The following is a 23069-nucleotide window of genomic DNA, read 5'->3' as shown; positions in this document are numbered from 1 at the left end:
GAGTCGATGACGGCATATTTCAGGCACATATGTCTGGGAAGTTTGCTGGGGGTGATGGCCGTGGCGGCAGGCCAGGTGCAGGCCGCCGCCACCATTCTGTTATGGCCTATCGATCCGTGGCTGGCGGCTGATGCCAAAGCCACGGAGCTGTGGATCCAGAATCAAGGAAACAGCCCAACCACCATGCAGGTACGCATTGTGCGCTGGAAGCAGGAGGGCGGGTTCGAACGTTACAGTGCCCAGCAGGATGTGGTGGCCAGCCCGCCAATTGTCACCATCGCAGCGGGTAGCAAGCAGCTTATTCGTCTTATCAAACAGGGGACGGTTCCGGTGGGGGTCGAGCAGGCCTACCGCATTATTGTCGATGAAATTCCTCAGCCGGACAACAAAGCCGAACCGGCTATTGGTCTCAAACTGCAGATGCGTTATTCCATTCCCCTTTTTGTCTATGGGCAGGGGATCCCGACAAGCAAAGAGGGGGCGCACCATGCGTTTGTGGATACGCACAACCTCAGCTGGCGGGTAAAAAATGAGGGCGGACAGCCTCACCTGGAGGTTAACAACCGGGGCGATGTACACGTCAGGCTCAGTCAGGTTTCGCTGGTGCAGGGCGGGCAGAAACGTCCTGTTGCTGAGGGATTGCTGGGCTACGTGCTGGCGGGCAGTACCCGCAGCTGGGCCATCCCGGCCGGAATTCGGCAGCCAGACCAGATGCGCGCGCAGATTAACGCCAGGGATGAACAATGGCAGTCGACGCCCGTCAACTGAAACCGGCGATGATGATCCTGCTTTGCGTCACGACCAGCGCCTGGGCAGAACCCGGCGATGACAGTTTACCGCCGCCTCCCGAGGCCCGGGCGGTGAACGATGAGGCGGTTTTTCAGCTTGGCCTCATAGTGAACCACTACGATACCGGTCTGGTGGTGCCCGTGACGCAGCGTAAAGGCGCTTACTTTGTCTCGAGCGCCGATTTGCTGCGTGCCGGGCTGCCGCCGGAGCATGTGCCGACCGGCGAGGTGGATCTCTCATCGCTTGCTCAGGTTCGCGTGGAGTACGACAGCGCCGGACAGCGTCTGCTGCTCACCGTGCCCCGCGAATGGGTGGCCTCCCGGGTGACCTCCTTTGGCGGGCAAACCGCGCAAAGCAAACCTCACTTTGGGCGCGGGGCGCTGCTGAATTACGATCTTTATACTAACCACACGGAACACGTGGGCGGCCAGGCTTCTCTGTGGCATGAGTTCCGCTACTTCAATGAACGCGGCTCGCTCTCTTCTACCGGTTATGTGCGGAAAAATTTCGCTGGCGATGACGGCCAGCAGGCCGGATATGTGCGCTATGACACCACCCTGCTGGTCACCAACGAAGAGGACGCCACCACATGGACGGCCGGGGATGTGATCAGCGATGCCCTGAGCTGGAGCTCCAGCGTGCGTATGGGCGGGATAAGCTACGGGCGTGACTTCTCCCTGCGCCCGGATCTGGTGACCTGGCCGCTACCGGAATTCTCCGGGGAAGCAGCGGTTCCCACCTCGGTCGATCTCTTTATTAATGGCTATCGATCTGGCTCTACGCAGCTTCAGCCGGGCCCCTTTACCCTGACGAATCTGCCCTATATTAACGGGGCCGGGGACGCGGTGCTGATCACCACCGATGCGCTGGGACGGCAGGTGAGCACCACGCTGCCGTTCTATGTCACCAGCGAACTGCTTAAACGCGGCTTGAGCGATGGGGCGGTGACGCTGGGAAGCTTGCGGCGTAACTACGGGATCGACAATTTTGACTATGGTCCGGCGGCGGGTAGCGGTTCGTATCGCTACGGGGTAACGGACTGGCTGACCCTTGAAGCTCACGCGGAAGGGGCGGAGTCGCTGGCGCTGGGCGGGGCCGGGACGGTGGTTAAACTCGGTCACTTTGGCGTTGTGAATACCGCGTATACCCAAAGCCGGATGCGCGGCGATGAGGGCGGGCAGATCGCCTGGGGCTATCAGTACAGCACCAGCGATTTTAGCCTTGCCACTCAACATACGCGACGCGATCGCGGTTTTGGCAACCTGGCCCTCTATGACCAGCCGACGATCTATGACGAAAACGACCGGCCTGTCGCCAGCTTCAGCCGCAATACCGATCAATATTCCCTGACCTTTAACCTTGGGCAGTACGGCAATATCGGGGCTGCCTGGATCGGTGTGGAGAGTTTTGACAGCCAGAAAACAGAACTGCTTAACCTCTCATGGAGCCGCAACCTGTGGGGCGCGAGCAGTCTTTACCTCGCCGCAAGCCGTGATCAGCAGCGGGGCGACTGGACGGTTGCACTCTCGCTACAGGTCCCGCTTGGGGAACGGGACAGCGCCGCAGTCACCTTCGAAAACACGCCGGAGGCAGGCAGCACGCAGCGCATCAACTACAACCACTCCATGCCTTCCGATGGCGGGTTAAGCTGGAACATGGCATGGGCGCATCAGTCGCGGGCGAACAATTATCAGCAGGGAACCTTGGGCTGGCGTAACAATAATATCGAAGTGCAGGGCGGGGCCTACGGTGAAAAGGACATGATGACCTGGTGGAGCGAGGCGCTGGGCTCCATTGTGCTGATGGACGGCGAGCTGTTTGCGGCGAATAAAATCAACGACGCCTTTGTGGTGATCAGCACCGATGGTCAACCGGATGTGCCCGTCAGCTACGAGAATCAGCCGGTCGGCAAAACGAATCGCAACGGCTATCTGCTGGTGAGCGGCGTGTCGGCCTATTACCCGGCCAGTTACCGCATTGACACCCTCAATCTGCCTGCCGATACGCGTCTGAAAGAGACCGAACGCCGGATTGCGATCCGCCGCCACAGCGGTTATCTGGTGGACTTCCCGATGGAGCAGGAGCGGGTGGCAAGTGTCATTCTGCATGATGCCGAGGGACAGGCCATTCCGGTGGGCAGCCAGGTCAGACGTGCCTCACGCAGCAACGCGGTGGTGGGTTATGACGGGATCGCCTGGCTGGAAAATCTTAGCGACGTCAATTCGCTGGAGGTGATCACCCCGACGGGCAAACGGTGCCTGGTGACGCTGACCGTTGGCGCGAACCCGGAACACAGGCTGCAAACCTACGGGCCGCTGGTATGTCGGGAGGCACGGTGACGCGTTATCTGCTGGTGATTCTGCTGCTCTTCTCCGGTGCCAGCGGCGCGGCCTGCACCGTCAGTACGGTGAATGCGTCGTTTGGCAGCGTGACCTCGTTCGCGCTGAGCGGAACCGGGGAAGTGGAAACCACCGGCACGCTGGTGGTGGCCTGCGATACGGTCCTCAACCTGCTTACCAACGACTCGGTGGCGCTGACTTACACCTCGGCATCGATATTCGCCAACAGTCGCGCCACCCTGAAGCGCACGGACAATGCGGCTATTACCGATGTCATACCCACGCGCCTGTGCGCTGCCTCCGGCTGTGGCGGTAGCAGCGAAGTGCAGATCGGTAATGCCTATACCTGGAGCGGGAACACGCTGCTCGGGCTGCTGGGGTCGAAGCGCTACAACATTCCGCTCTATTTCCGTACGGTGCCGGGGCAGAACGTCTCGGCCGGCCCGTATCAGGTGCTGCTGACATTCAGCATCAATTACAACGTCTGTGCCGTTGGCGCTGCCGGACTTTGCCTGACGCCGCAAACCGGCACGGCCACCACCACGATCCTTCTCAACATGACCGTCACTAACGACTGCAGCACCATGACCACCCCGGACGTGAATTTCAACAGCGCGCCGCTGGTACAAAGTTTTCCCACCGTCTCGCAGGCCATCGCCGTCACCTGCACCAAAGGCAGTACCTATACCATAGGGATTAACAATGGTGCCAATGCGCTGAACAACGTTCGTCGCATGGTGAGCGGCAGTAACTACATGAGTTACGACATCTATAAAGAAGCCACCACCAACCGCTGGGGCAGCAGCGGCACCGAACGCTGGACCAGTGCGACCTCGTCCCAGCTCAGTACCGACGGATTACTGCGTACCTACAATTACACCGCCAAAGTCCTGACCGGGCAGGCCACGCCCCCCGCCGGAACCTATACCGACACGCTGATTGTTGACGTGGCGTTCTAACCCCCGCGCTTTTCCCTTTCGCAAATGTAAAGTTCCTGTGGCCTGTGCCGATAACACCGTTAATAAATCTATGAGAAGGTGTTGTATGTTGAACCGTATCCGCGTTGTCACAATGCTCATGATGGTGCTGGTCATTTTCGCACTACTTCAGCTTATCTCCGGTGGGCTTTTTTTCTCGTCGTTAAAACAGAATCAGGACAGTTTCGCCGCCTCAAACGATCTGCGCCTGCAGCAGAGTGAACTCACGTCAACGTGGGATTTGATGCTGCAAACGCGTATCAACCTGAGCCGCTCCTCCGCCCGCATGATGATGGATCCCAATAACCAGCAGAGCAGCGCGAAAACCGATCTGCTGAAAAATGCCCGCGCAACCCTTGCGGATGCCGCAAAGCATTACGACGCCTTTAAGAAGATCGCCCCGCAGCCTGCCATGGAGCAGGTGAGCCAGAATATCGATGAAAAATATAACGCCTACTATGCCGGTCTGACGGAGCTTATCCAGTTCCTGGAGAGCGGCAACATGGACGCCTATTTCGCCCAGCCGACACAAGGAATGCAAAACGCGCTCGGCGCGGCGCTGAGTGAATACGCCAAAGCCAGCGCAGATCTCTACCACTCGGCCTTTACGGAAAGCCAGAATGATTACCGCTTTGCCAAATGGCAGATGGCGGTAATGGCGCTGGCGCTGGCCATTGTGCTGATCGCGGTATGGTACGGCATTCGCCATAGCCTGCTGAACCCACTGGGTCGCGTCATTGCCCATATCCGCGAGATTGCGAGCGGCGATTTGACCAAAACGCTGACCGTCTCCGGGCGTAACGAAATCACCGAACTGGCCAACAGCGTAGACCATATGCAGCGTTCGCTTATCGATACCGTTGCCAACGTGCGTAGCGGCACGGATGCCATCTATACCGGCACCAGCGAAATTGCGATGGGCAATAACGATCTCTCTTCCCGTACCGAACAACAGGCTTCCGCGCTGGAAGAGACCGCGGCCAGCATGGAACAGCTCACCGCCACCGTGAAGCAGAACGCGGATAACGCGCGTCAGGCTTCTCAGCTGGCAGAAAGCGCGTCCGAAACGGCGCAGCGTGGCGGTCGGGTGGTGGATGGGGTGGTGAAAACCATGCATGAAATTGCCGACAGCTCGAAGAAAATCGCTGACATCATCAGCGTGATCGACGGCATTGCCTTCCAGACCAATATCCTGGCGCTGAACGCCGCCGTTGAGGCCGCGCGTGCGGGTGAACAGGGGCGCGGGTTTGCGGTGGTGGCCGGTGAAGTGCGTAATCTCGCCAGCCGCAGCGCTAACGCGGCGAAAGAGATTAAAGCCCTGATTGAAGACTCGGTTTCCCGCGTCGATACCGGCTCCGTGCTGGTGGAAAGCGCAGGGGAGACCATGAATGACATCGTGAATGCCGTTACCCGCGTAACGGACATCATGGGTGAAATCGCCTCTGCCTCTGATGAGCAGAGTCGTGGTATCGACCAGGTTGCCCTGGCGGTATCGGAAATGGATCGCGTGACACAACAAAACGCCGCTCTGGTGCAGGAGTCCGCCGCGGCGGCCGCTGCGCTGGAAGACCAGGCGAGCCGTCTGAAGATGGCCGTCTCGGCGTTTCGTCTCGCTTCACTCGCTGGAAATACGGTCACCCCGCAAGCAACGTATCGTGCGCCAGCCGCTGAGCCGGCGGCCACGCGTACCCGCGCCGCGACGACCGGACATGATGAAAACTGGGAAACATTTTGACTGACATTTAAACCGCGGCTGCTTGCCGCTTGATGGGAGCGTGGATGTTAAATCGTATTCGTATCTCGACCACACTGTTTTTGATTCTGATCCTTTGCGGTGTGTTGCAGGTTGGCAGTAACGGGTTGTCTTTTTGGGCGTTTCGCGATGGCTATCAGAATTTGCAGGAAGTTGAGGCGAGTAATCAGCAGCGCTCCGCACTGGCACAAACGCGTGCCGTGCTGTTGCAGGCAAGCACTGCGCTGAACAAGGCGGGAACCTTAACCGCGCTGAGTTATCCGCCGGATGATATCAAGGCGCTGATGGCGACGGCGCGCAACAGCCTTAAGCAGGCCGACGCGCAGTTCAAAACGTTCACCGCGCAGGAGGACGTCAGCGAAAAAGGGAAAGCGCTGAAAGCTGCCATGAAGAAGAACTTTGAGCAGTGGCACAGCGATCTGGATCACCAGGCGACCTGGCTTGAGAACAACCAGCTCTCGGACTTTATGACCGCGCCGGTACAGGCGTCGCAGGCGGCGTTTGATGACAGCTTTAACGCCTGGCAGCAGGACATTAACCAGTTTGTGCAGCGCGCAGGGGAGAGCAGCCGCATGAGCTACCACATGTCCGGCGTGATTTTTACCGTGGTGGTGATTCTGGCGGCACTGCTGACCGGTGCCGCGCTGCTCTGGTCGCGCAAGATGATTGTTCAGCCGCTGGCGATTATCAGCAGCCACTTCGACAGCATTGCGAAGGGGGATCTGGCGCGTCCGGTGGCGGTGTATGGCAAAAACGAAATTTCGGCGATCTTTGCCAGCCTGAAGGCGATGCAAGGATCGCTACGGGAAACGGTCTCCGATGTGCGCCAGGGCAGCTATGCCATGCACACCGGGATCTCAGAGATTGCGGCAGGCAATAACGATCTCTCTTCCCGCACCGAGCAACAGGCGGCCTCGCTGGCGCAAACGGCGGCCAGCATGGAACAGCTGACTGCGACGGTAAGCCAGAACGCCGACAACGCGCGCCAGGCGTCAGACCTGTCAAAACAGGCGGCGATGACGGCGAAGAAGGGGGGCGACCAGGCGTCTCATGTGGCCAGCACCATGCAGGATATTGCCGCCAGTTCGCAGAAAATTGGCGACATCATCAGCGTGATTGATGGCATTGCGTTCCAGACCAACATTCTGGCGCTGAACGCGGCTGTGGAAGCGGCGCGTGCGGGTGAGCAGGGGCGCGGGTTTGCGGTGGTGGCGGGTGAAGTCCGTAACCTGGCGAGCCGCAGCGCCAACGCGGCGAAAGAGATCAAAGGGCTGATTGAAGAGTCTGTCTCCCGCGTCCAGCAAGGCTCCGCGCTGGTGGATACGGCGGCGAAAACCATGCACGAGATTGTCACCTCCGTTACGCGGGTGAACGACATCATGGGCGAAATTGCCTCGGCGTCTGATGAGCAGCGTCGCGGGATTGAGCAGGTGGCCCAGGCGGTAAGCCAGATGGATCAGGTCACGCAGCAGAATGCCTCGTTAGTGGAGGAAGCGGCAGCGGCAACCGATCAGCTGGCCAGTCAGGCGGATCATCTCACCGGGCTGGTCGCGGTATTTAATGTCAAAGAGCACGTTGAAGCAGTAACAGAAGTCGGGCGGTCGCAGGCCGTGCCAGTTGTATCCTGAATGTAATTAAGAAGGCGCTATGACATCACCAATGCCTCCAGGGCAAACGTCATTATTGTTGCAGATGACACAGCGCCTCGCGCTGTCCGACGCGCATTTTCGTCGGATATGTCAGTTAATTTACCAGCGTGCGGGGATCGTGCTTGCTGACCATAAGCGAGACATGGTCTACAACCGTCTGGTGCGGCGCCTGCGTACGCTGGGGCTGGATGACTTTGGTCGCTACCTGAGCATGCTCGAAGCGAACCAGAACAGCGCCGAGTGGCAGGCTTTTATTAACTCTTTAACCACTAACCTGACGGCCTTTTTCCGCGAAGCTCACCACTTCCCGGTACTGGCAGAGCACGCCCGCCGTCGCACCGGGGAGTATCGCGTCTGGAGTGCGGCGGCCTCGACCGGGGAAGAGCCTTACTCGCTGGCGATCACCCTTGCCGATACCCTGGGAATGGCGCCGGGTCGCTGGAAAGTGTACGCCAGCGATATCGACACCGAAGTGCTGGAGAAGGCGCGTAACGGCGTCTATCGCCAGGACGAGCTGAAGACGTTGTCGCCTCAGCAGCTTCAGCGTTACTTCATGCGCGGTACCGGCCCGCATGAAGGGCTGGTGCGCGTGCGCCAGGAGCTGGCGAACTGCGTGGAGTTTGCACCGGTTAACCTGCTGGATAAGCAGTACAACGTGCCGGGGCCTTTCGACGCCATTTTTTGCCGTAACGTCATGATCTATTTTGATAAAACGACGCAACAGGACATTCTGCGTCGGTTTGTTCCGTTGCTCAAGCCTGACGGTTTACTGTTTGCCGGGCACTCGGAAAACTTCAGCAACCTCGTGCGTGAGTTTAGCCTGCGTGGGCAAACGGTATATGCGCTGAGTAAGGAAAAAGCATGAGTAAAATCAGGGTATTGTCTGTCGATGATTCGGCGCTGATGCGCCAGATCATGACTGAAATTATCAATAGCCACAGCGACATGGAGATGGTCGCTACCGCGCCGGATCCGCTGGTAGCGCGGGATTTAATTAAAAAATATAACCCCGACGTGCTGACGCTGGATGTCGAGATGCCGCGCATGGATGGCATTGATTTCCTGGAAAAGTTGATGCGTCTGCGTCCAATGCCGGTGGTGATGGTCTCATCGCTGACCGGCAAAGGCTCGGAAATTACGCTGCGCGCGCTGGAGCTGGGGGCGGTGGATTTCGTCACCAAACCCCAGCTTGGCATTCGTGAAGGCATGCTGGCCTACAGCGAAATGATCGCTGAGAAGATCCGCACCGCCTCGCGCGCGAAGCTCGCGGCCCATAAGCCAACGGCTGCCCCGGCAACCCTGAAGGCGGGTCCGTTACTCAGCTCGGAAAAACTGCTGGTGATTGGCGCTTCAACCGGAGGAACAGAGGCAATTCGCCATGTACTCCAGCCATTGCCGCTTTCCAGTCCGGGTATTCTGATTACTCAACATATGCCGCCAGGCTTTACCCGCTCGTTCGCGGAGCGTCTGAACAAGCTGTGCCAGATCAGCGTGAAAGAGGCGGAAGATGGCGAACGTGTGCTCCCGGGTCATGCTTACATCGCGCCGGGCGATAAGCATATGGAGCTGGCGCGCAGCGGCGCTAACTATCAAATCAAAATTCATGACGGGCCGCCGGTAAACCGGCACCGTCCGTCGGTGGATGTGCTGTTTCATTCGGTGGCGAAACATGCGGGGCGCAACGCCGTTGGGGTGATCCTGACGGGGATGGGCAACGATGGTGCCGCCGGAATGCTTGCAATGCACCAGGCTGGCGCCTGGACGATTGCGCAGAATGAAGCAAGTTGTGTGGTGTTCGGCATGCCGCGCGAGGCCATCAATATGGGTGGCGTGAGCGAAGTGGTCGATCTTAGCCAGGTAAGCCAGCAGATGCTGGCGAAAATCAGTGCCGGACAGGCAATACGTATTTGACTCAGGAGTATTATTTTATGGCGGATAAAGAGCTTAAGTTTTTGGTTGTGGATGACTTTTCCACCATGCGTCGCATTGTGCGCAACCTGCTGAAAGAGCTGGGCTTCAACAACGTTGAAGAAGCAGAAGACGGCGTGGATGCGCTGAACAAACTGCAGGCGGGCGGGTTTGGTTTTGTTATCTCTGACTGGAACATGCCGAACATGGATGGTCTGGAACTGCTGAAAACCATCCGCGCGGATGCAGGCATGGCCTCTATGCCGGTGCTGATGGTGACCGCAGAAGCGAAAAAAGAGAACATCATTGCCGCTGCACAGGCGGGCGCAAGCGGCTATGTGGTGAAGCCATTCACCGCGGCGACCCTGGAAGAGAAGCTCGGTAAGATCTTCGAGAAACTCGGCATGTGAGGTGTTGGTTATGATGCAACCTGCTATGAAACCCGTTGAAGAACATTCGCCCAGCGATATCATTGCCCGCATCGGCAGCCTGACACGCATGCTGCGTGACAGCCTGCGTGAACTGGGGCTGGACCAGGCAATTGCAGAAGCGGCGGAAGCGATTCCTGATGCGCGTGACCGTCTGGACTACGTTGTGCAGATGACCGCGCAAGCGGCTGAACGTGCGCTGAACAGCGTTGAAGCGTCACAACCGCACCAGGATGCGATGGAAAAGGGCGCAAAAGCGCTGACCAAACGCTGGGATGAGTGGTTTGAGAATCCTATCGAGCTGGCGGATGCCCGCGAGCTGGTGACGGATACCCGTCAGTTCCTGGGCGATGTACCGGGCCACACCAGCTTCACCAACGCTCAGCTGCTGGACATCATGATGGCGCAGGATTTCCAGGACCTGACCGGTCAGGTTATCAAGCGCATGATGGATGTGATTCAGGAGATTGAACGTCAGCTGCTGATGGTGCTGCTGGAAAACATCCCGGAACCGGCTGCACGTCCGAAACGCGAGAACGAAAGCCTGCTCAATGGCCCACAGCTCGACGCCACCAAAGCGGGCGTTGTGGCAAGCCAGGATCAGGTAGACGACCTGCTGGACAGCCTCGGCTTCTGATACGCCTTTCCGCCTCAGGTGTGCATGCGCCTGAGGCGGTTAACGCAGAATCACCGAAAAGAGCCCGAATAAACGGGCTTTTCCCGCCATTGGATTTCCTCTGCGCTGGCATGATACCCGTGACGTAATGGGCTGAGCATGCACTGTGGCAGAAGAGAACGACGACAAAACAGAAGCCCCCACACCCCACCGACTTGAAAAAGCGCGTGAGGAAGGGCAGATCCCCCGATCCCGAGAGCTGACATCCCTGCTGATCCTTATTGTGGGTGTGTGCATCATCTGGTGGGGTGGGGAGTCGCTCGCCCGAAAACTGGCGGGGATGCTCTCTGCCGGATTGCGTTTCGACCACAGTATGGTCAACGACCCAAACCTTATCCTCAGCCAGATTATTCAGCTTATTAAAGGGGCCATGGTCGCACTGCTGCCCCTGATTACCGGGGTGGTGCTGGTCGCGCTGATCTCGCCGGTGATGCTTGGCGGTCTGGTCTTTAGCACCAAATCGCTGCAACCAAAATTTTCCAAACTGAACCCGCTGTCCGGCATCGCGAAAATGTTCTCCGCGCAGACCGGGGCAGAACTGCTTAAAGCCATCCTCAAAGCGGCGCTGATGGGCAGTGCCGCGGGGTTTTACCTGTGGCACAACTGGCCGGAAATGATGCGGCTTATCAGCGAGTCGCCTCTGACCGCGATGAGCAATGCATTGAATCTGGTCGGACTCTGCGCGCTGCTGGTGGTCCTCAGCATTATTCCGATGGTGGGGTTCGACGTCATCTTCCAGCTGTACAGCCACTTCAAAAAACTGCGCATGTCCCGTCAGGATATCCGTGACGAATATAAGCAGATGGAAGGTGACCCGCACGTTAAAGGGCGTATCCGCCAGATGCAGCGCGCCGCCGCCCGTCGACGGATGATGGAAGATGTACCGAAAGCCGACGTTATTGTCACCAACCCAACCCACTATTCCGTAGCGCTGCAGTACGACGAAAACAAAATGAGCGCGCCGAAAGTGGTGGCGAAGGGGGCGGGCTTAATCGCCCTGCGCATCCGCGAGATTGGCACGGAAAACCGGGTGCCAATACTGGAAGCGCCGCCGCTGGCGCGTGCGTTGTACCGCCACGCGGAAATTGGACAACAGATCCCAGGACAACTCTACGCCGCCGTGGCGGAAGTGCTGGCCTGGGTATGGCAGTTGAAACGCTGGCGTCTGGCTGGCGGTCAACGACCTGTCAAACCTGAGAACCTTCCGGTGCCTGCTGCGCTGGATTTTATGAACGAGAAGGACACTGATGGCTAATCTGGTGGCAATGTTGCGCCTGCCCGGCAACCTGAAATCGACCCAATGGCAGATCCTTGCCGGGCCGATCCTCATCCTGCTAATCCTGTCGATGATGGTATTGCCGCTGCCGGCATTCATCCTCGACCTGCTTTTCACTTTCAACATTGCGTTGTCCATCATGGTGTTGCTGGTGGCGATGTTCACCCAGCGTACCCTTGAGTTTGCGGCGTTCCCGACCATCCTGCTGTTTACCACCCTGTTACGACTGGCGCTGAACGTGGCGTCCACGCGTATCATCCTGATGGAAGGCCACACCGGCGCGGCAGCAGCGGGTAAAGTGGTTGAGGCCTTTGGCCACTTCCTCGTGGGCGGTAACTTTGCCATCGGCATCGTGGTGTTTGTCATCCTCGTTATCATCAACTTTATGGTTATCACCAAAGGTGCAGGGCGTATTGCGGAAGTGGGTGCGCGCTTTGTGCTGGACGGGATGCCGGGTAAGCAGATGGCGATCGACGCCGACCTTAACGCCGGGCTTATCGCGGAAGATGAAGCGAAAAAACGCCGTGCGGAAGTGACCCAGGAAGCGGACTTCTACGGCTCAATGGACGGTGCAAGTAAGTTTGTGCGCGGTGACGCCATCGCGGGCATTCTCATCATGGTGATTAACGTGGTGGGTGGCCTGCTTGTTGGGGTGCTGCAGCATGGCATGGGCATGGGCCAGGCGGCTGAAAGCTATACGCTGCTGACCATTGGTGACGGTCTGGTTGCCCAGATCCCGGCACTGGTCATTTCTACCGCCGCGGGCGTTATTGTTACCCGCGTCAGTACCGATCAGGACGTTGGCGAGCAGATGGTTGGCCAGCTGTTCAGCAACCCGCGCGTCATGCTGCTGGCGGCGGCGGTGCTGGGGCTGCTCGGCCTGGTACCTGGCATGCCGAACCTGGTGTTCCTGCTGTTCACGGCAGCACTGCTGGGCCTTGCCTGGTGGATGCGTGGCCGTGAAATGAAACCCGCGGCAGAACCTGTACCGGTAAAAATGCCGGAGAACACGCAGGCCGTGGAAGCCACCTGGAACGACGTTCAGCTGGAAGATTCGCTGGGGATGGAAGTGGGTTACCGTCTGATCCCGATGGTCGATTTCCAGCAGGATGGCGAACTGCTTGGCCGCATCCGCAGTATCCGGAAAAAGTTCGCCCAGGATATGGGCTTCCTGCCGCCGGTTGTGCACATCCGCGACAACATGGATCTTCCGCCTGCCCGCTACCGTATTCTGATGAAAGGGGTTGAGATTGGCAGCGGCGATGCGTATCCAGGCCGCTGGCTGGCGATTAACCCGGGCACAGCCGCCGGTACGCTGCCGGGTGAACAGACCATCGATCCCGCGTTTGGTCTGGCCGCTATCTGGATTGAAAGCGCGCTCAAAGAGCAGGCGCAAATTCAGGGGTATACCGTGGTGGAGGCCAGTACCGTGGTCGCTACCCATCTTAACCACCTGATTGGACAGTTCTCAGCAGAGCTGTTTGGCCGTCAGGAAGCACAGCAGTTACTCGACCGCGTGAGCCAGGAGATGCCGAAGCTGACGGAGGATCTGGTGCCGGGCGTGCTGACGTTGACCACGCTGCATAAGGTGCTGCAAAACCTGCTTGATGAAAAAGTGCCGATCCGCGATATGCGCACCATTCTGGAAACCCTCGCCGAGCACGCGCCGCTGCAAAGCGATCCGCATGAGCTGACGGCGGTGGTGCGCGTGGCGCTGGGCCGCGCGATCACCCAGCAGTGGTTCCCGGGCACCGGTGAAGTGCAGGTGATTGGCCTGGATACGCCGCTGGAACGTCTGCTGCTGCAGGCCCTGCAGGGCGGTGGCGGGCTGGAGCCGGGTCTGGCGGACCGTCTGCTGGCGCAAACACAGGAGGCGCTGGCGCGTCAGGAGATGCTGGGGGCACCGCCGGTGCTGCTGGTGAACCATGCGCTGCGTCCGCTGCTGTCACGCTTCCTGCGCCGTAGCCTGAACCAGCTGGTGGTGCTGTCGAATCTGGAGCTGTCTGATAATCGCCATATTCGTATGACGGCGACGATTGGAGGTAAATAATGCGTAAGTGGTTAGGGCTATTACTCTTCCCGCTGGTGGCGCAGGCCGCGGGCGAAGGGAGCTGGCAGGCCAGCAGCATCGGCGTGACCCTCAGCAACCGTGGCGTGGCGATGTCGTCGCGTCCGCTGGCGCCTTCTGAACCGGTGTCCGGTCAGATGAGCCTGGTGGTGTGGAACTATTCGCTGATTGGCCCGACGCCTGCCGGGCTGCAGGTGCGTTTGTGCTCCCAGAGCCGTTGCACGGAAATTGACGGAGAGAGCGGTACTACCCAGGCGTTTAACGGCGTACCTGCGGTAGAACCTTTACGCTTTATCTGGGAAGTGCCGGGCGGCGGGCGGTTGATCCCGGCGCTCAAGGTGCAGAGTAATTCCGTTATCGTTAACTACCGCTAGTTGCCTGCCTCAACGCCCGTTATCAGTGATTATGATAGCGGGCTCGCAAAAATGACCTCGCCTTTTGAAGTAATAGAAACACTGTTTTATAAATCAGTGATGCACGTAATGACACTCTTTGCATTTTTGCCAGCCTTTGCGGTGTGATGGCAGAAACAGAAAGGTTTCCACAGTGCGTTAATTCTACTGTAGCCGTGTAAAAACTCCCGGACGAGGTTTGCTTACAGGGGGTCTCCTAAAACTGATTAGGGTTGACGGCAATGAAAACACGAAAAATTGGACTCGCAAACTATCTTGCATACGGGGCAGGGGATTTCCTCGGCGCGGGAACGACCGCGCTGACGGCGGCCTGGCTTTTGTATTTTTATACGACCTTCTGTGGACTCACACCGATTGAAGCGACCTTTATTTTTGCTGCTGCAAGGGTGCTGGACGCGGTGGTCAGCCCGCTGATGGGCTTTTTAACCGATAACTTTGGCACCACCTGGCTGGGCAAACGCTTTGGCCGTCGCAAATTCTTTATTCTGCTCGGCATTCCCTGCGTCTTCAGCTACTCCCTGATGTGGGTTGGGGAGATGAATTTCTGGTACTACCTGCTGACCTATCTGGTCTTCGATATCGTCTACACCATGATTCTGGTGCCGTATGAAACGCTGGTCCCGGAGATGACCGATGACTTTAAACAGAAAACGAAATTCTCCGGTGCGCGTATTTCGATGGCGCAGATGTCCGCTATCCTGGCTTCGTTCCTGCCAGGGATCCTGCTGACCCATTTTGGTAAAGACAACGCGATCTCTTTCTTCTACGCAAGCCTGGTCTTCTCGGTGCTGTGCGCGCTGATGCTGACCTTTGTCTGGTTCTTCACCTGGGAGCGCCCGCGCGAGGAGTGGTCCGAAGCGGCCCTGCGCGCGGAAGAAGAGAAGAAAAAACTGACCCTGGGCCAGAGCCTGAATCGCCTGTTTGTGGAGTTAAGCTCGACGCTGCGCATCAAGATTTTCCGTCAGCACCTGGGCATGTACCTCGGCGGCTACATTGCGCAGGACGTCTTCAACGCCGTCTTTACCTATTACGTGGTGTTTGTGCTAATGCAGGAGGCGTCAATGGCATCGAACCTGCTGGGCACGATGGCCATCTTCCAGTTCCTTGCCGTGATTGGGATGATCCCGCTGTGCATTCGCTTTGGGCCTGCGCCGTCTTACCGCATGGTGGTGGTGCTGTTTGGCCTGGCCTCTCTCTCCTACGCCGTGCTGTATTATGCCGGGCTGAGCGACGTTTACGCTTTGCTGCTGCTTATCTCCGCGGTTGCCGGTCTTGGTCGCGGCGGTATCAACTATGTGCCGTGGAACACCTATACCTACATTGCTGACGTGGACGAGGTGATCACCGGCCAGCGTCGTGAGGGCATCTTCGCCGGTATCATGACACTGACCCGAAAAGCGTCTCAGGCCGGTGCGGTAATGCTGGTGGGCATCGTGATGCAGATGTCCGGCTTTGTCAGCGGTCAGAAAACCCAGCCTGCTGAAGTCAGCCACACCATTCTGCTGATTTTGAGCGTGGGAACCCTTCTGGTGCTGTTCTGTGGCTTCCTGGTCTCCCTGCGCTTCAGGCTCAATCTACAAACCCACAGCACGCTGCGCGAAGAGACCGCGAAAATGCGCGAATCGGGCCGCGCCATGCCTGAAGCGGTCAGCCCGCACGCCCGCGCCACCGTGGAAATGCTGGCCGGTATGCCGTTCGAATCCTTGTGGGGGAATAACAACATTGGTTATCTCAATCGCAATAAACCAGCGGCTCCTTCGCTGAAGGGACGTGCGGTACTGAATTCGACATACAACAGAGGTTAAGATGATGAAAGTTTGGCCTGTCAAACATAGCCCCTTGCTGCGTCAGCCAGAGCGTTTTATCGCCAGGGACGAGCTGAAATCGCTGATTCAGAAGGTGACGCATAACCTGGTCAATATCCACGACAAAACGGGTGAATTTTTGCTGCGGCTGGACGACGGGCGCGTCATAGATACCAAAGGCTGGGCAGGGTGGGAGTGGACGCACGGCGTCGGGTTGTACGGTATCTGGCAGTACTACTGCCAGACCGGCGACGACGGAATGCGCGACATTATCGACAGCTGGTTTGCGGACCGTTTTGCGGAAGGGGCAACCACCAAAAACGTGAATACCATGTCGCCGTTCCTGACGCTGGCGTACCGCTATGAAGAGACCCGAAATCCGGCCTGGCTGCCGTGGCTGGAGAGCTGGGCGGAGTGGGCGATGCATGAGATGCCGCGTACCGAACACGGCGGCATGCAGCACATTACCCTGGCGGAAGAGAACGCGCAGCAGATGTGGGATGACACGCTGATGATGACGGTCCTGCCGCTGGCCAAAATTGGCAAGCTGCTGAACAAACCGGAATACGTTGAGGAGGCCGTGTACCAGTTCCTGCTGCACGTGCAGAACCTGATGGACCGGGAGACCGGGTTGTGGTTCCACGGCTGGAACTATGACGGCAACCATAACTTTGCCCATGCCCGCTGGGCGCGTGGCAACAGCTGGCTCACCATTGTGATCCCGGACTTCCTCGAACTGGTTGATCTGCCGGAAAACAACGCCGTGCGCCGTTATCTGACGCAGGTGCTCAATGCGCAGATTGCCGCGCTGGCGACATGTCAGGACGACAGTGGCCTGTGGCATACGCTGCTCGACGATCCAGACTCATACCTGGAGGCGTCGGCCACGGCAGGCTTTGCCTACGGTATACTTAAGGCCGTGCGTAAACGCTATGTGGCGGCGGAATACGCTGAGGTCGCGGAGAAAGCCATCAGAGGGATTGTGAAAAACATCTCGCCGGAAGGGGAGCTGCTGCAAACGTCGTTCGGAACCGGGATGGGGAGCGATCTGGAGTTTTACCGCCAGATCCCGCTGACGTCGATGCCGTACGGTCAGGCAATGGCAATCCTCTGTTTGACGGAGTATTTGCGGAAGTACTTCTGATCATAAAAAAACCCGGCGATGATAGCCGGGTTTTTTGTATTACATACGTTCTACGGTTTCGATACCCAGGGTATCCAGACCCAGCTTCAGGGTCTTCGCCGTCAGCTGCGCCAGCTTCAGGCGGCTGTTGCGGACCGATTCATTTTCCGCAGACAGAATAGGGCAGTGCTCGTAGAAGCCGGAGAACAGACCGGCCAGATCGTACAGGTAAGCACACATCACATGCGGCGTACCGTCGCGTGCAACCACGGACAGCGTCTCTTCAAACTGCAGCAGACGGGCCGCCAGCTGGGCTTCGCGATCTTCGGTAATGGTGACGGTCGCATTCGCCAGCACGCTTTCATCGATATTCGCTTTACGGAACACCGAGAGCACGCGGGTGTAGGCATACTGCATGTACGGCGCGGTGTTACCTTCAAACGCCAGCATGTTGTCCCAGTCGAAGATATAGTCGGTGGTACGGTTCTTGGAGAGATCCGCGTATTTCACCGCACCGATACCCACGGCGTTCGCCAGTTTTTCCAGCTCCTCGGCCGGCATATCCGGGTTCTTCTCTGCCACCAGGCGACGGGCGCGTTCCAGCGCTTCATCCAGCAGGTCGGACAGCTTCACCGTACCGCCCGCACGGGTTTTGAACGGCTTGCCGTCTTTACCCAGCATCATGCCGAACATGTGGTGTTCCAGCGGCACGCAATCGGGAACATAACCGGCTTTACGCACGATAGTCCACGCCTGCATCAGGTGCTGGTGCTGACGGGAGTCGATGTAGTACAGCACGCGGTCAGCATGCAGCGTTTCGTAACGGTACTTCGCACAGGCGATATCGGTGGTGGTGTAGAGGTAGCCGCCATCCTTTTTCTGGATGATCACGCCCATCGGTTCGCCTTCCTTGTTTTTGTACTCATCAAGGAATACGACCGTTGCGCCTTCGCTCTCAACCGCCAGATGTTTGGCCTTCAGGTCGGCCACAATGCCCGGCAGCATTGGGTTATAGAGGCTTTCACCCATCACGTCGTCGCGGGTCAGGGTGACGTTCAGACGGTTATAGGTGAGCTGGTTCTGGGACATGGTGATGTCCACCAGCTTGCGCCACATCTCCAGGAAGTACGGGTCGCCGCCCTGCAGTTTCACCACATAGCTACGCGCGCGCTCGGCGAAGGCTTCATCTTCGTCGTAGTGTTTTTTGGCTTCACGGTAGAACCCTTCCAGGTCCGCCAGCGCCATTTCACCCGCGTTTTCCTGCTGCTGTTTTTCCAGGTAAGCAATCAGCATACCGAACTGGGTACCCCAGTCGCCAACGTGGTTCGCGCGGATCACCTTGTGACCGAGGAACTCAAGGGTGCGTACTGCCGCGTCACCGATGATGGTGGAGCGCAGGTGGCCAACGTGCATCTCTTTCGCGACGTTTGGCGCGGAGTAGTCAATCACCACGGTCTGTGGCTCTGGCTGGGTTACGCCCAGACGGTCAGATTTCAGCGCTGCGTCAACGTGGCTTGCCAGGAAGGCCGGCTCAAGGAAAATGTTGATAAAGCCCGGGCCCGCGATTTCGGTTTTGCTGGCAATGCCGGTGAGATCCAGATGAGTCAGCACCTGCTCAGCCAGTTGTCGCGGCGGCATGCCCAGTTTTTTAGCCACTGCCATCACGCCATTAGCCTGATAGTCGCCAAACTGTACTTTCGCTGACTGACGAACCTGCGGTTCGCAATCCGCAGGCGCACCTGCGGCAATCAGTGCCTGACTGACTTTTTCTGAGAGAAGAGCCTGAATATTCACCTGGATACCTTACGTTTTTGATGCGGGCTGACTGCCACCCGCGCCAGTTAAAGAATGAGGGCGGGAGTATACTGCAAATGCCTTCTGGCGTCAGCATTGCGGGGGGCGAAGATTGCGCAGAATCCAGGCTAAGAAAGCATGCATAATCATGCAGTCATAAAAAGCGTCATTCCGCGGTTGGTCAAAAGGGGGCAACAGAGTAAATTAGCGGCTTTGCGACACGATAAGAGACTGATTTATGGCGAACTGGCAATCCATTGACGAACTGCATGATATTTCCGCAGATTTACCGCGCTTCACCCAGGCGTTCACAGAACTTGCCACCCGTCTTGGTCTGGACATCGCACCGCTTGAGGCCGATCACATCTCCTTGCGCTGTCATCAGAACGCCACCGCCGAGCGCTGGCGTCGCGGGTTTGAACAGTGCGGGGAACTGCTCTCTGAGAACATCATCAACGGCCGTCCTATCTGTCTGTTTAAACTGCATGAGCCGGTCTGCGTAGCGCACTGGCAGTTTAGCGTTGTTGAACTGCCGTGGCCGGGAGAAAAACGTTACCCGCATGAAGGCTGGGAGCACATCGAAATCGTGCTGCCAGGCGAGCCCGAAACGCTGAATGCGCGCGCGCTGGCGCTACTGTCTGATGAGGGGTTGAGCAAGCCGGGTATCTTTGTGAAAACGAGTTCACCAAAAGGCGAGCGCGAGCGTTTACCAAACCCGACGCTGGCCGTGACTAACGGACAGGTGACGGTGAAGTTCCATCCCTGGACGATAGAACAGATTGTTGCCAGCGAAGAGTAAGCGTTGTGACGACACGCGAAGACCGACCGGGAGCGGCGTGTCATGATGGTGCATTACGCGAAATTTAAGGAGGAGTGGATGGCGCTGCTGGAGATTTGCTGTTACAGCGTGGAGTGTGCCGTGACGGCGCAACAGCGGGGGGCTGACCGCATTGAACTGTGCGCGGCACCGAAAGAAGGGGGGTTAACGCCCTCGTACGGTGTGTTGAAGTCTGCCCGTCAGGCTGTCACCGTTCCGGTACACCCTATCATTCGTCCTCGGGGCGGTGATTTTTGTTACACGGCAGGTGAGTTCAATGCCATGCTTGACGATATCGCCCTTGTTCGCGATCTGGGTTTTCCGGGGCTGGTGACGGGACTGCTCAATGAAGAAGGTAACGTCGATGTACCGCGGATGCGCCAGGTAATGGCGGCCGCAAATGGGATGGCGGTAACATTTCATCGCGCGTTCGATATGTGTAAAAAACCATTGCAAGCCTTTGATACCCTTGCGGAACTTGGCGTGGCGCGTGTGCTGACATCGGGCCAGCAGTCGTCGGCTGAAAAAGGACTGCAATTAATTACGGAACTAAAAGCACATTCCGGTGTTCCAATAATAATGGCGGGTGCGGGAGTCCGTGCCAGCAATCTGGAACTGTTTTTAAACGCCGGGGTGGAAGAGCTTCACAGCTCTGCCGGGAAATGGATACCGTCGCCCATGCGTTATCGCAACACAGGGTTGTCTATGTCGACGGATGCTGAAGCGGATGAGTACTCACGCTACGGTGTAGATGGAGAGTCGGTTGCGGAAATGAAATCGCTGATTGAACGTCATCACGTGTAGCAACGTACCGATTTTTACCGCGCATCATGTCGCCCAATATGATGCTTGCTTGTACCAGGCCCCTGCCAATTACACAGGGGCCTTTTTTTCTCCTTCATATTTCAAGCCGCAGCTGCGTTGGCTGCCTCGCTCCCCCCAGTCACTTACTGATGTAAGCTCCTGGGGATTCGCTGCGTTGCCGCCTTGCTGCAACTTGAAATATTTTGGAGAAAACCTGCGATGACCAGGCCGGGTAAGGCGCAGCCGCCACCCGGCTAAAAGGCTACGGCTTCGTGGCAATCAACACCGCACGCATTGGCGCCGGATAGCCTTCAACGGTTTTGCTGTGGTCGGTTGGATCAAGGAACTGCTCCAGCGATTCGGTCACCATCCACTCCGTGCGGCGTTGCTCCTCGATGGAGGTCACGCAGACGTCGGCGATGCGCACATCCACAAATCCGCACTTCTCCAGCCAGTTTTTCAGCGCCAGCGCGGAAGGAATGAAGTAGACGTTGCGCATTTGCGCGTAACGATCGCCGGGAACCAGAACGGTATTTTCATCGCCTTCGACCACCAGCGTTTCCAGCACCAGTTCGCCGCCGCTGACCAGCTGATCTTTCAGCTGCCATAAATGCTCCAGCGGGGAACGGCGGTGGTAAAGCACGCCCATGGAGAAGACGGTATCAAACGCTTTCAGCGCGGGCAGTTGCTCAATGCCCAGCGGCAGCAAATGCGCGCGCTGGTCGTTACCCAGCAGCTTACGCACGGCTTCGAACTGGCACAGGAATAACTGCATCGGGTCGATGCCAACGGCTAAATGCGCGCCCGCGCCAATCATGCGCCACATGTGGTAACCGCTACCGCAGCCGACGTCCAGAATGGTACGCCCGGTCAGGTCGGAGAGATGCGGCAGCACGCGATCCCATTTCCAGTCGGAGCGCCATTCAGTATTGATATTCACCCCGTAGAGCGAAAACGGTCCTTTGCGCCACGGCATCAGGTTACGCATCAGCGTTTCGATACGATTAATCTGCCCGGCGGGCAGCGGCTCTGCGCTTTCTGCCGTGACGCTGTGCAGCAGATCCAGACGGTGAGGCGTCAGCTCCGGCAGAAACTCCACCGCATTTGACCACTGCTTCAACAGCCCATGCTGCTGATCGCGCTGCCAGGTGGCAATCTGCGCAGGCAGCGTCTCCAGCCAGTGGGAGAGATGGTTTTTTGCAATCAGCTGATAGAAGTTACCGAACTCAATCATGCCGCGTCCTCAGCTTTCAGCGCCACCAGGGAGCCAAAGTTAAAGCACTGGAACCACAGTTCGCTGTGCTCAAAGCCTGCCTGGCGCAGACGCGCTTTATGGGTTTCCACGGAGTCCGTCAGCATCACGTTTTCCAGCATGCTGCGTTTCTGGCTAATTTCCAGCTCGCTGTAGCCGTTTGCACGTTTGAAATCGTGGTGCATGTTGAACAGCAGTTCGCCGACGGTCGCGTCTTCAAAGCTGAATTTCTCAGACAGCACCAGCGCGCCACCGGGGTTAAGGCCCTGATAAATTTTGTCCAGCAGCCGCTGGCGGTCATCGGGCACCAGGAACTGCAGGGTAAAATTCAGCACGACCATCGAGGCGTTGTGGATTTCGATGTCACGAATGTCGCCTTCAACGACCTCGACCGGAGTTGCCGCTTTCCAGGCATCAATATGACGGCGGCAGCGTTCAACCATCGCCGGGGAGTTATCGACGGCAATGATTTTACAGCCTTCGTGATGAACGTTACGACGTACCGACAACGTTGCCGCGCCGAGCGAGCAGCCCAGGTCATACACCTGCGTGCCGGGTTGAACGAAGCGCTCAGCCAGCATGCCGATCATGGAGATAATATTGGAATAACCGGGAACAGAGCGCTGGATCATATCCGGGAAGACTTCGGCTACCCGTTCATCGAAGGTCCAGTCGCCCAGGCTGGCGATAGGCGCGGAAAAAAGCGTGTCGCGATCTGACATAACGTAAAAATCCGGGAAAAATAAAGTGGCGTATTGTGCGCTAACGGAAGGAGAAAACCAACTCCCACGGCATATACCAAAGGTTAGCCAGCACCATCAGCAAAAGCGAACACCATGTCGCGCTCATGCCGGAACGACGCCAGCGGAATAAGCGGTGGTGAAAGCCGTAATAATGCATTAACCGACCCGCAATCAGCAGCAGGCCACAAATGTGTACCATCCAGGTTTCGGCGCCATTCATCTCCATAAACAGCAGCAAAATGAGTGCCACCGGAATGTACTCAACCGCGTTGCCGTGGATACGGATAGCGCTTTGCAGTTCGGAAAACCCCCCGTCGCCGTATGAGACGCGGTACTGCATTCTGAGTCGCACAACATCAAATGAAAATTTAATCAGCAGTAATGCACCTAGCACCGCATACAACGCGCTGACCATACAAACTCCCTGTGTTTTGGCAGATGGCGTCTCTATGATA

At 57.7% G+C, this 23069-nt stretch carries 20 protein-coding genes; 16 read left to right on the top strand and 4 right to left on the bottom strand.

Annotated features, from left to right (window positions below; genetic code table 11):
- Nucleotides 1–6 precede the first annotated feature (6 nt).
- From ACQG22_RS14320 to ACQG22_RS14255, 14 genes are all read left to right on the top strand, one after another.
- Nucleotides 7–768 carry a fimbrial biogenesis chaperone gene (locus tag ACQG22_RS14320; RefSeq protein WP_028027939.1) on the top strand — a complete coding sequence of 254 codons (762 nt, stop codon included), beginning with the start codon at nucleotides 7–9 and terminating at the stop codon, nucleotides 766–768.
- On the top strand, nucleotides 744–3128 hold the full coding sequence (locus ACQG22_RS14315; protein WP_095439694.1) for a fimbria/pilus outer membrane usher protein: 2385 nt from the start codon (nucleotides 744–746) through the stop codon (nucleotides 3126–3128). The genes ACQG22_RS14320 and ACQG22_RS14315 overlap by 25 nt, the downstream gene beginning before the upstream one ends.
- A complete protein-coding gene (locus ACQG22_RS14310; RefSeq protein ID WP_102751973.1) occupies nucleotides 3125–4087 on the top strand; it encodes a Csu type fimbrial protein in 963 nt (320 codons plus the stop codon). The genes ACQG22_RS14315 and ACQG22_RS14310 overlap by 4 nt, the downstream gene beginning before the upstream one ends.
- A gap of 85 nt (nucleotides 4088–4172) precedes the next feature.
- Nucleotides 4173–5840, top strand: a complete 1668-nt coding sequence (gene tar / locus ACQG22_RS14305; protein WP_013096061.1) for a methyl-accepting chemotaxis protein II — start codon at nucleotides 4173–4175, stop codon at nucleotides 5838–5840.
- 44 nt (nucleotides 5841–5884) lie between these two features.
- On the top strand, nucleotides 5885–7486 hold the full coding sequence (tap, locus tag ACQG22_RS14300; protein ID WP_102751966.1) for a methyl-accepting chemotaxis protein IV: 1602 nt from the start codon (nucleotides 5885–5887) through the stop codon (nucleotides 7484–7486).
- Between the two features lie 19 nt (nucleotides 7487–7505).
- The gene (gene cheR / locus ACQG22_RS14295) at nucleotides 7506–8372 is read left to right on the top strand and encodes a protein-glutamate O-methyltransferase CheR (RefSeq protein WP_008500429.1); all 867 of its coding nucleotides are present in this window, start codon (nucleotides 7506–7508) and stop codon (nucleotides 8370–8372) included.
- Complete coding sequence (locus ACQG22_RS14290; RefSeq protein ID WP_003859716.1) at nucleotides 8369–9418, top strand: protein-glutamate methylesterase/protein-glutamine glutaminase; 1050 nt, start codon at nucleotides 8369–8371, stop codon at nucleotides 9416–9418. The genes cheR and ACQG22_RS14290 overlap by 4 nt, the downstream gene beginning before the upstream one ends.
- Nucleotides 9419–9435: 17 nt before the next feature.
- Nucleotides 9436–9825, top strand: coding sequence for a chemotaxis response regulator CheY (cheY, locus tag ACQG22_RS14285; RefSeq protein ID WP_008500431.1), 390 nt, complete (start codon nucleotides 9436–9438; stop codon nucleotides 9823–9825).
- Nucleotides 9826–9835: 10 nt separating this feature from the next.
- A complete protein-coding gene (cheZ, locus tag ACQG22_RS14280; protein ID WP_013096065.1) occupies nucleotides 9836–10480 on the top strand; it encodes a protein phosphatase CheZ in 645 nt (214 codons plus the stop codon).
- 145 nt (nucleotides 10481–10625) lie between these two features.
- Entirely contained in the window at nucleotides 10626–11774 is a 1149-nt protein-coding gene (gene flhB, locus ACQG22_RS14275) for a flagellar biosynthesis protein FlhB (RefSeq protein ID WP_013096066.1), read from the top strand.
- Nucleotides 11767–13845, top strand: a complete 2079-nt coding sequence (gene flhA / locus ACQG22_RS14270) for a flagellar biosynthesis protein FlhA (RefSeq protein ID WP_020687642.1) — start codon at nucleotides 11767–11769, stop codon at nucleotides 13843–13845. The genes flhB and flhA overlap by 8 nt, the downstream gene beginning before the upstream one ends.
- Entirely contained in the window at nucleotides 13845–14237 is a 393-nt protein-coding gene (gene flhE, locus ACQG22_RS14265; RefSeq protein WP_029882321.1) for a flagellar protein FlhE, read from the top strand. The genes flhA and flhE overlap by 1 nt, the downstream gene beginning before the upstream one ends.
- A gap of 260 nt (nucleotides 14238–14497) precedes the next feature.
- Nucleotides 14498–16081, top strand: coding sequence for an MFS transporter (locus ACQG22_RS14260; protein ID WP_058660505.1), 1584 nt, complete (start codon nucleotides 14498–14500; stop codon nucleotides 16079–16081).
- Nucleotides 16082–16085: 4 nt separating this feature from the next.
- Complete coding sequence (locus tag ACQG22_RS14255; protein WP_013096071.1) at nucleotides 16086–17225, top strand: glycoside hydrolase family 88/105 protein; 1140 nt, start codon at nucleotides 16086–16088, stop codon at nucleotides 17223–17225.
- 39 nt (nucleotides 17226–17264) lie between these two features.
- On the opposite strand, the gene argS is transcribed toward ACQG22_RS14255, so the two are convergent.
- Nucleotides 17265–18998, bottom strand: coding sequence for an arginine--tRNA ligase (argS, locus tag ACQG22_RS14250; RefSeq protein ID WP_029882318.1), 1734 nt, complete (start codon nucleotides 18996–18998; stop codon nucleotides 17265–17267).
- A 238-nt stretch (nucleotides 18999–19236) separates the two neighbouring features.
- Here argS and ACQG22_RS14245 point away from each other — a divergent pair, with 238 nt between their 5' ends.
- Both ACQG22_RS14245 and cutC read left to right on the top strand, forming a co-directional pair.
- Nucleotides 19237–19797 carry a VOC family protein gene (locus tag ACQG22_RS14245; RefSeq protein WP_369706656.1) on the top strand — a complete coding sequence of 187 codons (561 nt, stop codon included), beginning with the start codon at nucleotides 19237–19239 and terminating at the stop codon, nucleotides 19795–19797.
- A gap of 78 nt (nucleotides 19798–19875) precedes the next feature.
- Nucleotides 19876–20619, top strand: coding sequence for a copper homeostasis protein CutC (gene cutC, locus ACQG22_RS14240; protein ID WP_369706665.1), 744 nt, complete (start codon nucleotides 19876–19878; stop codon nucleotides 20617–20619).
- Nucleotides 20620–20881: 262 nt separating this feature from the next.
- On the opposite strand, the gene cmoB is transcribed toward cutC, so the two are convergent.
- From cmoB to ACQG22_RS14225, 3 genes are read right to left on the bottom strand one after another with little or no spacing between them, the layout of a single operon-like run.
- A complete protein-coding gene (gene cmoB, locus ACQG22_RS14235) occupies nucleotides 20882–21853 on the bottom strand; it encodes a tRNA 5-methoxyuridine(34)/uridine 5-oxyacetic acid(34) synthase CmoB (RefSeq protein WP_013096075.1) in 972 nt (323 codons plus the stop codon).
- On the bottom strand, nucleotides 21850–22593 hold the full coding sequence (gene cmoA / locus ACQG22_RS14230; protein WP_013096076.1) for a carboxy-S-adenosyl-L-methionine synthase CmoA: 744 nt from the start codon (nucleotides 22591–22593) through the stop codon (nucleotides 21850–21852). Before cmoA ends, cmoB begins: the two co-directional genes overlap by 4 nt.
- A 40-nt stretch (nucleotides 22594–22633) precedes the next feature.
- Nucleotides 22634–23029 (bottom strand): MAPEG family protein, encoded by a 396-nt coding sequence (locus ACQG22_RS14225; protein ID WP_013096077.1) that lies wholly within the window; start codon nucleotides 23027–23029, stop codon nucleotides 22634–22636.
- Nucleotides 23030–23069 lie beyond the last annotated feature (40 nt).

The organism is Enterobacter cloacae complex sp. 309I3, assembly GCF_050031595.1.
GTDB classification, from domain to species: Bacteria; Pseudomonadota; Gammaproteobacteria; order Enterobacterales; family Enterobacteriaceae; genus Enterobacter; species Enterobacter cloacae.
The sequence above is the reverse complement of the archived record's forward strand: the minus strand, read 5'-3'. Positions and strand labels throughout refer to the sequence as shown.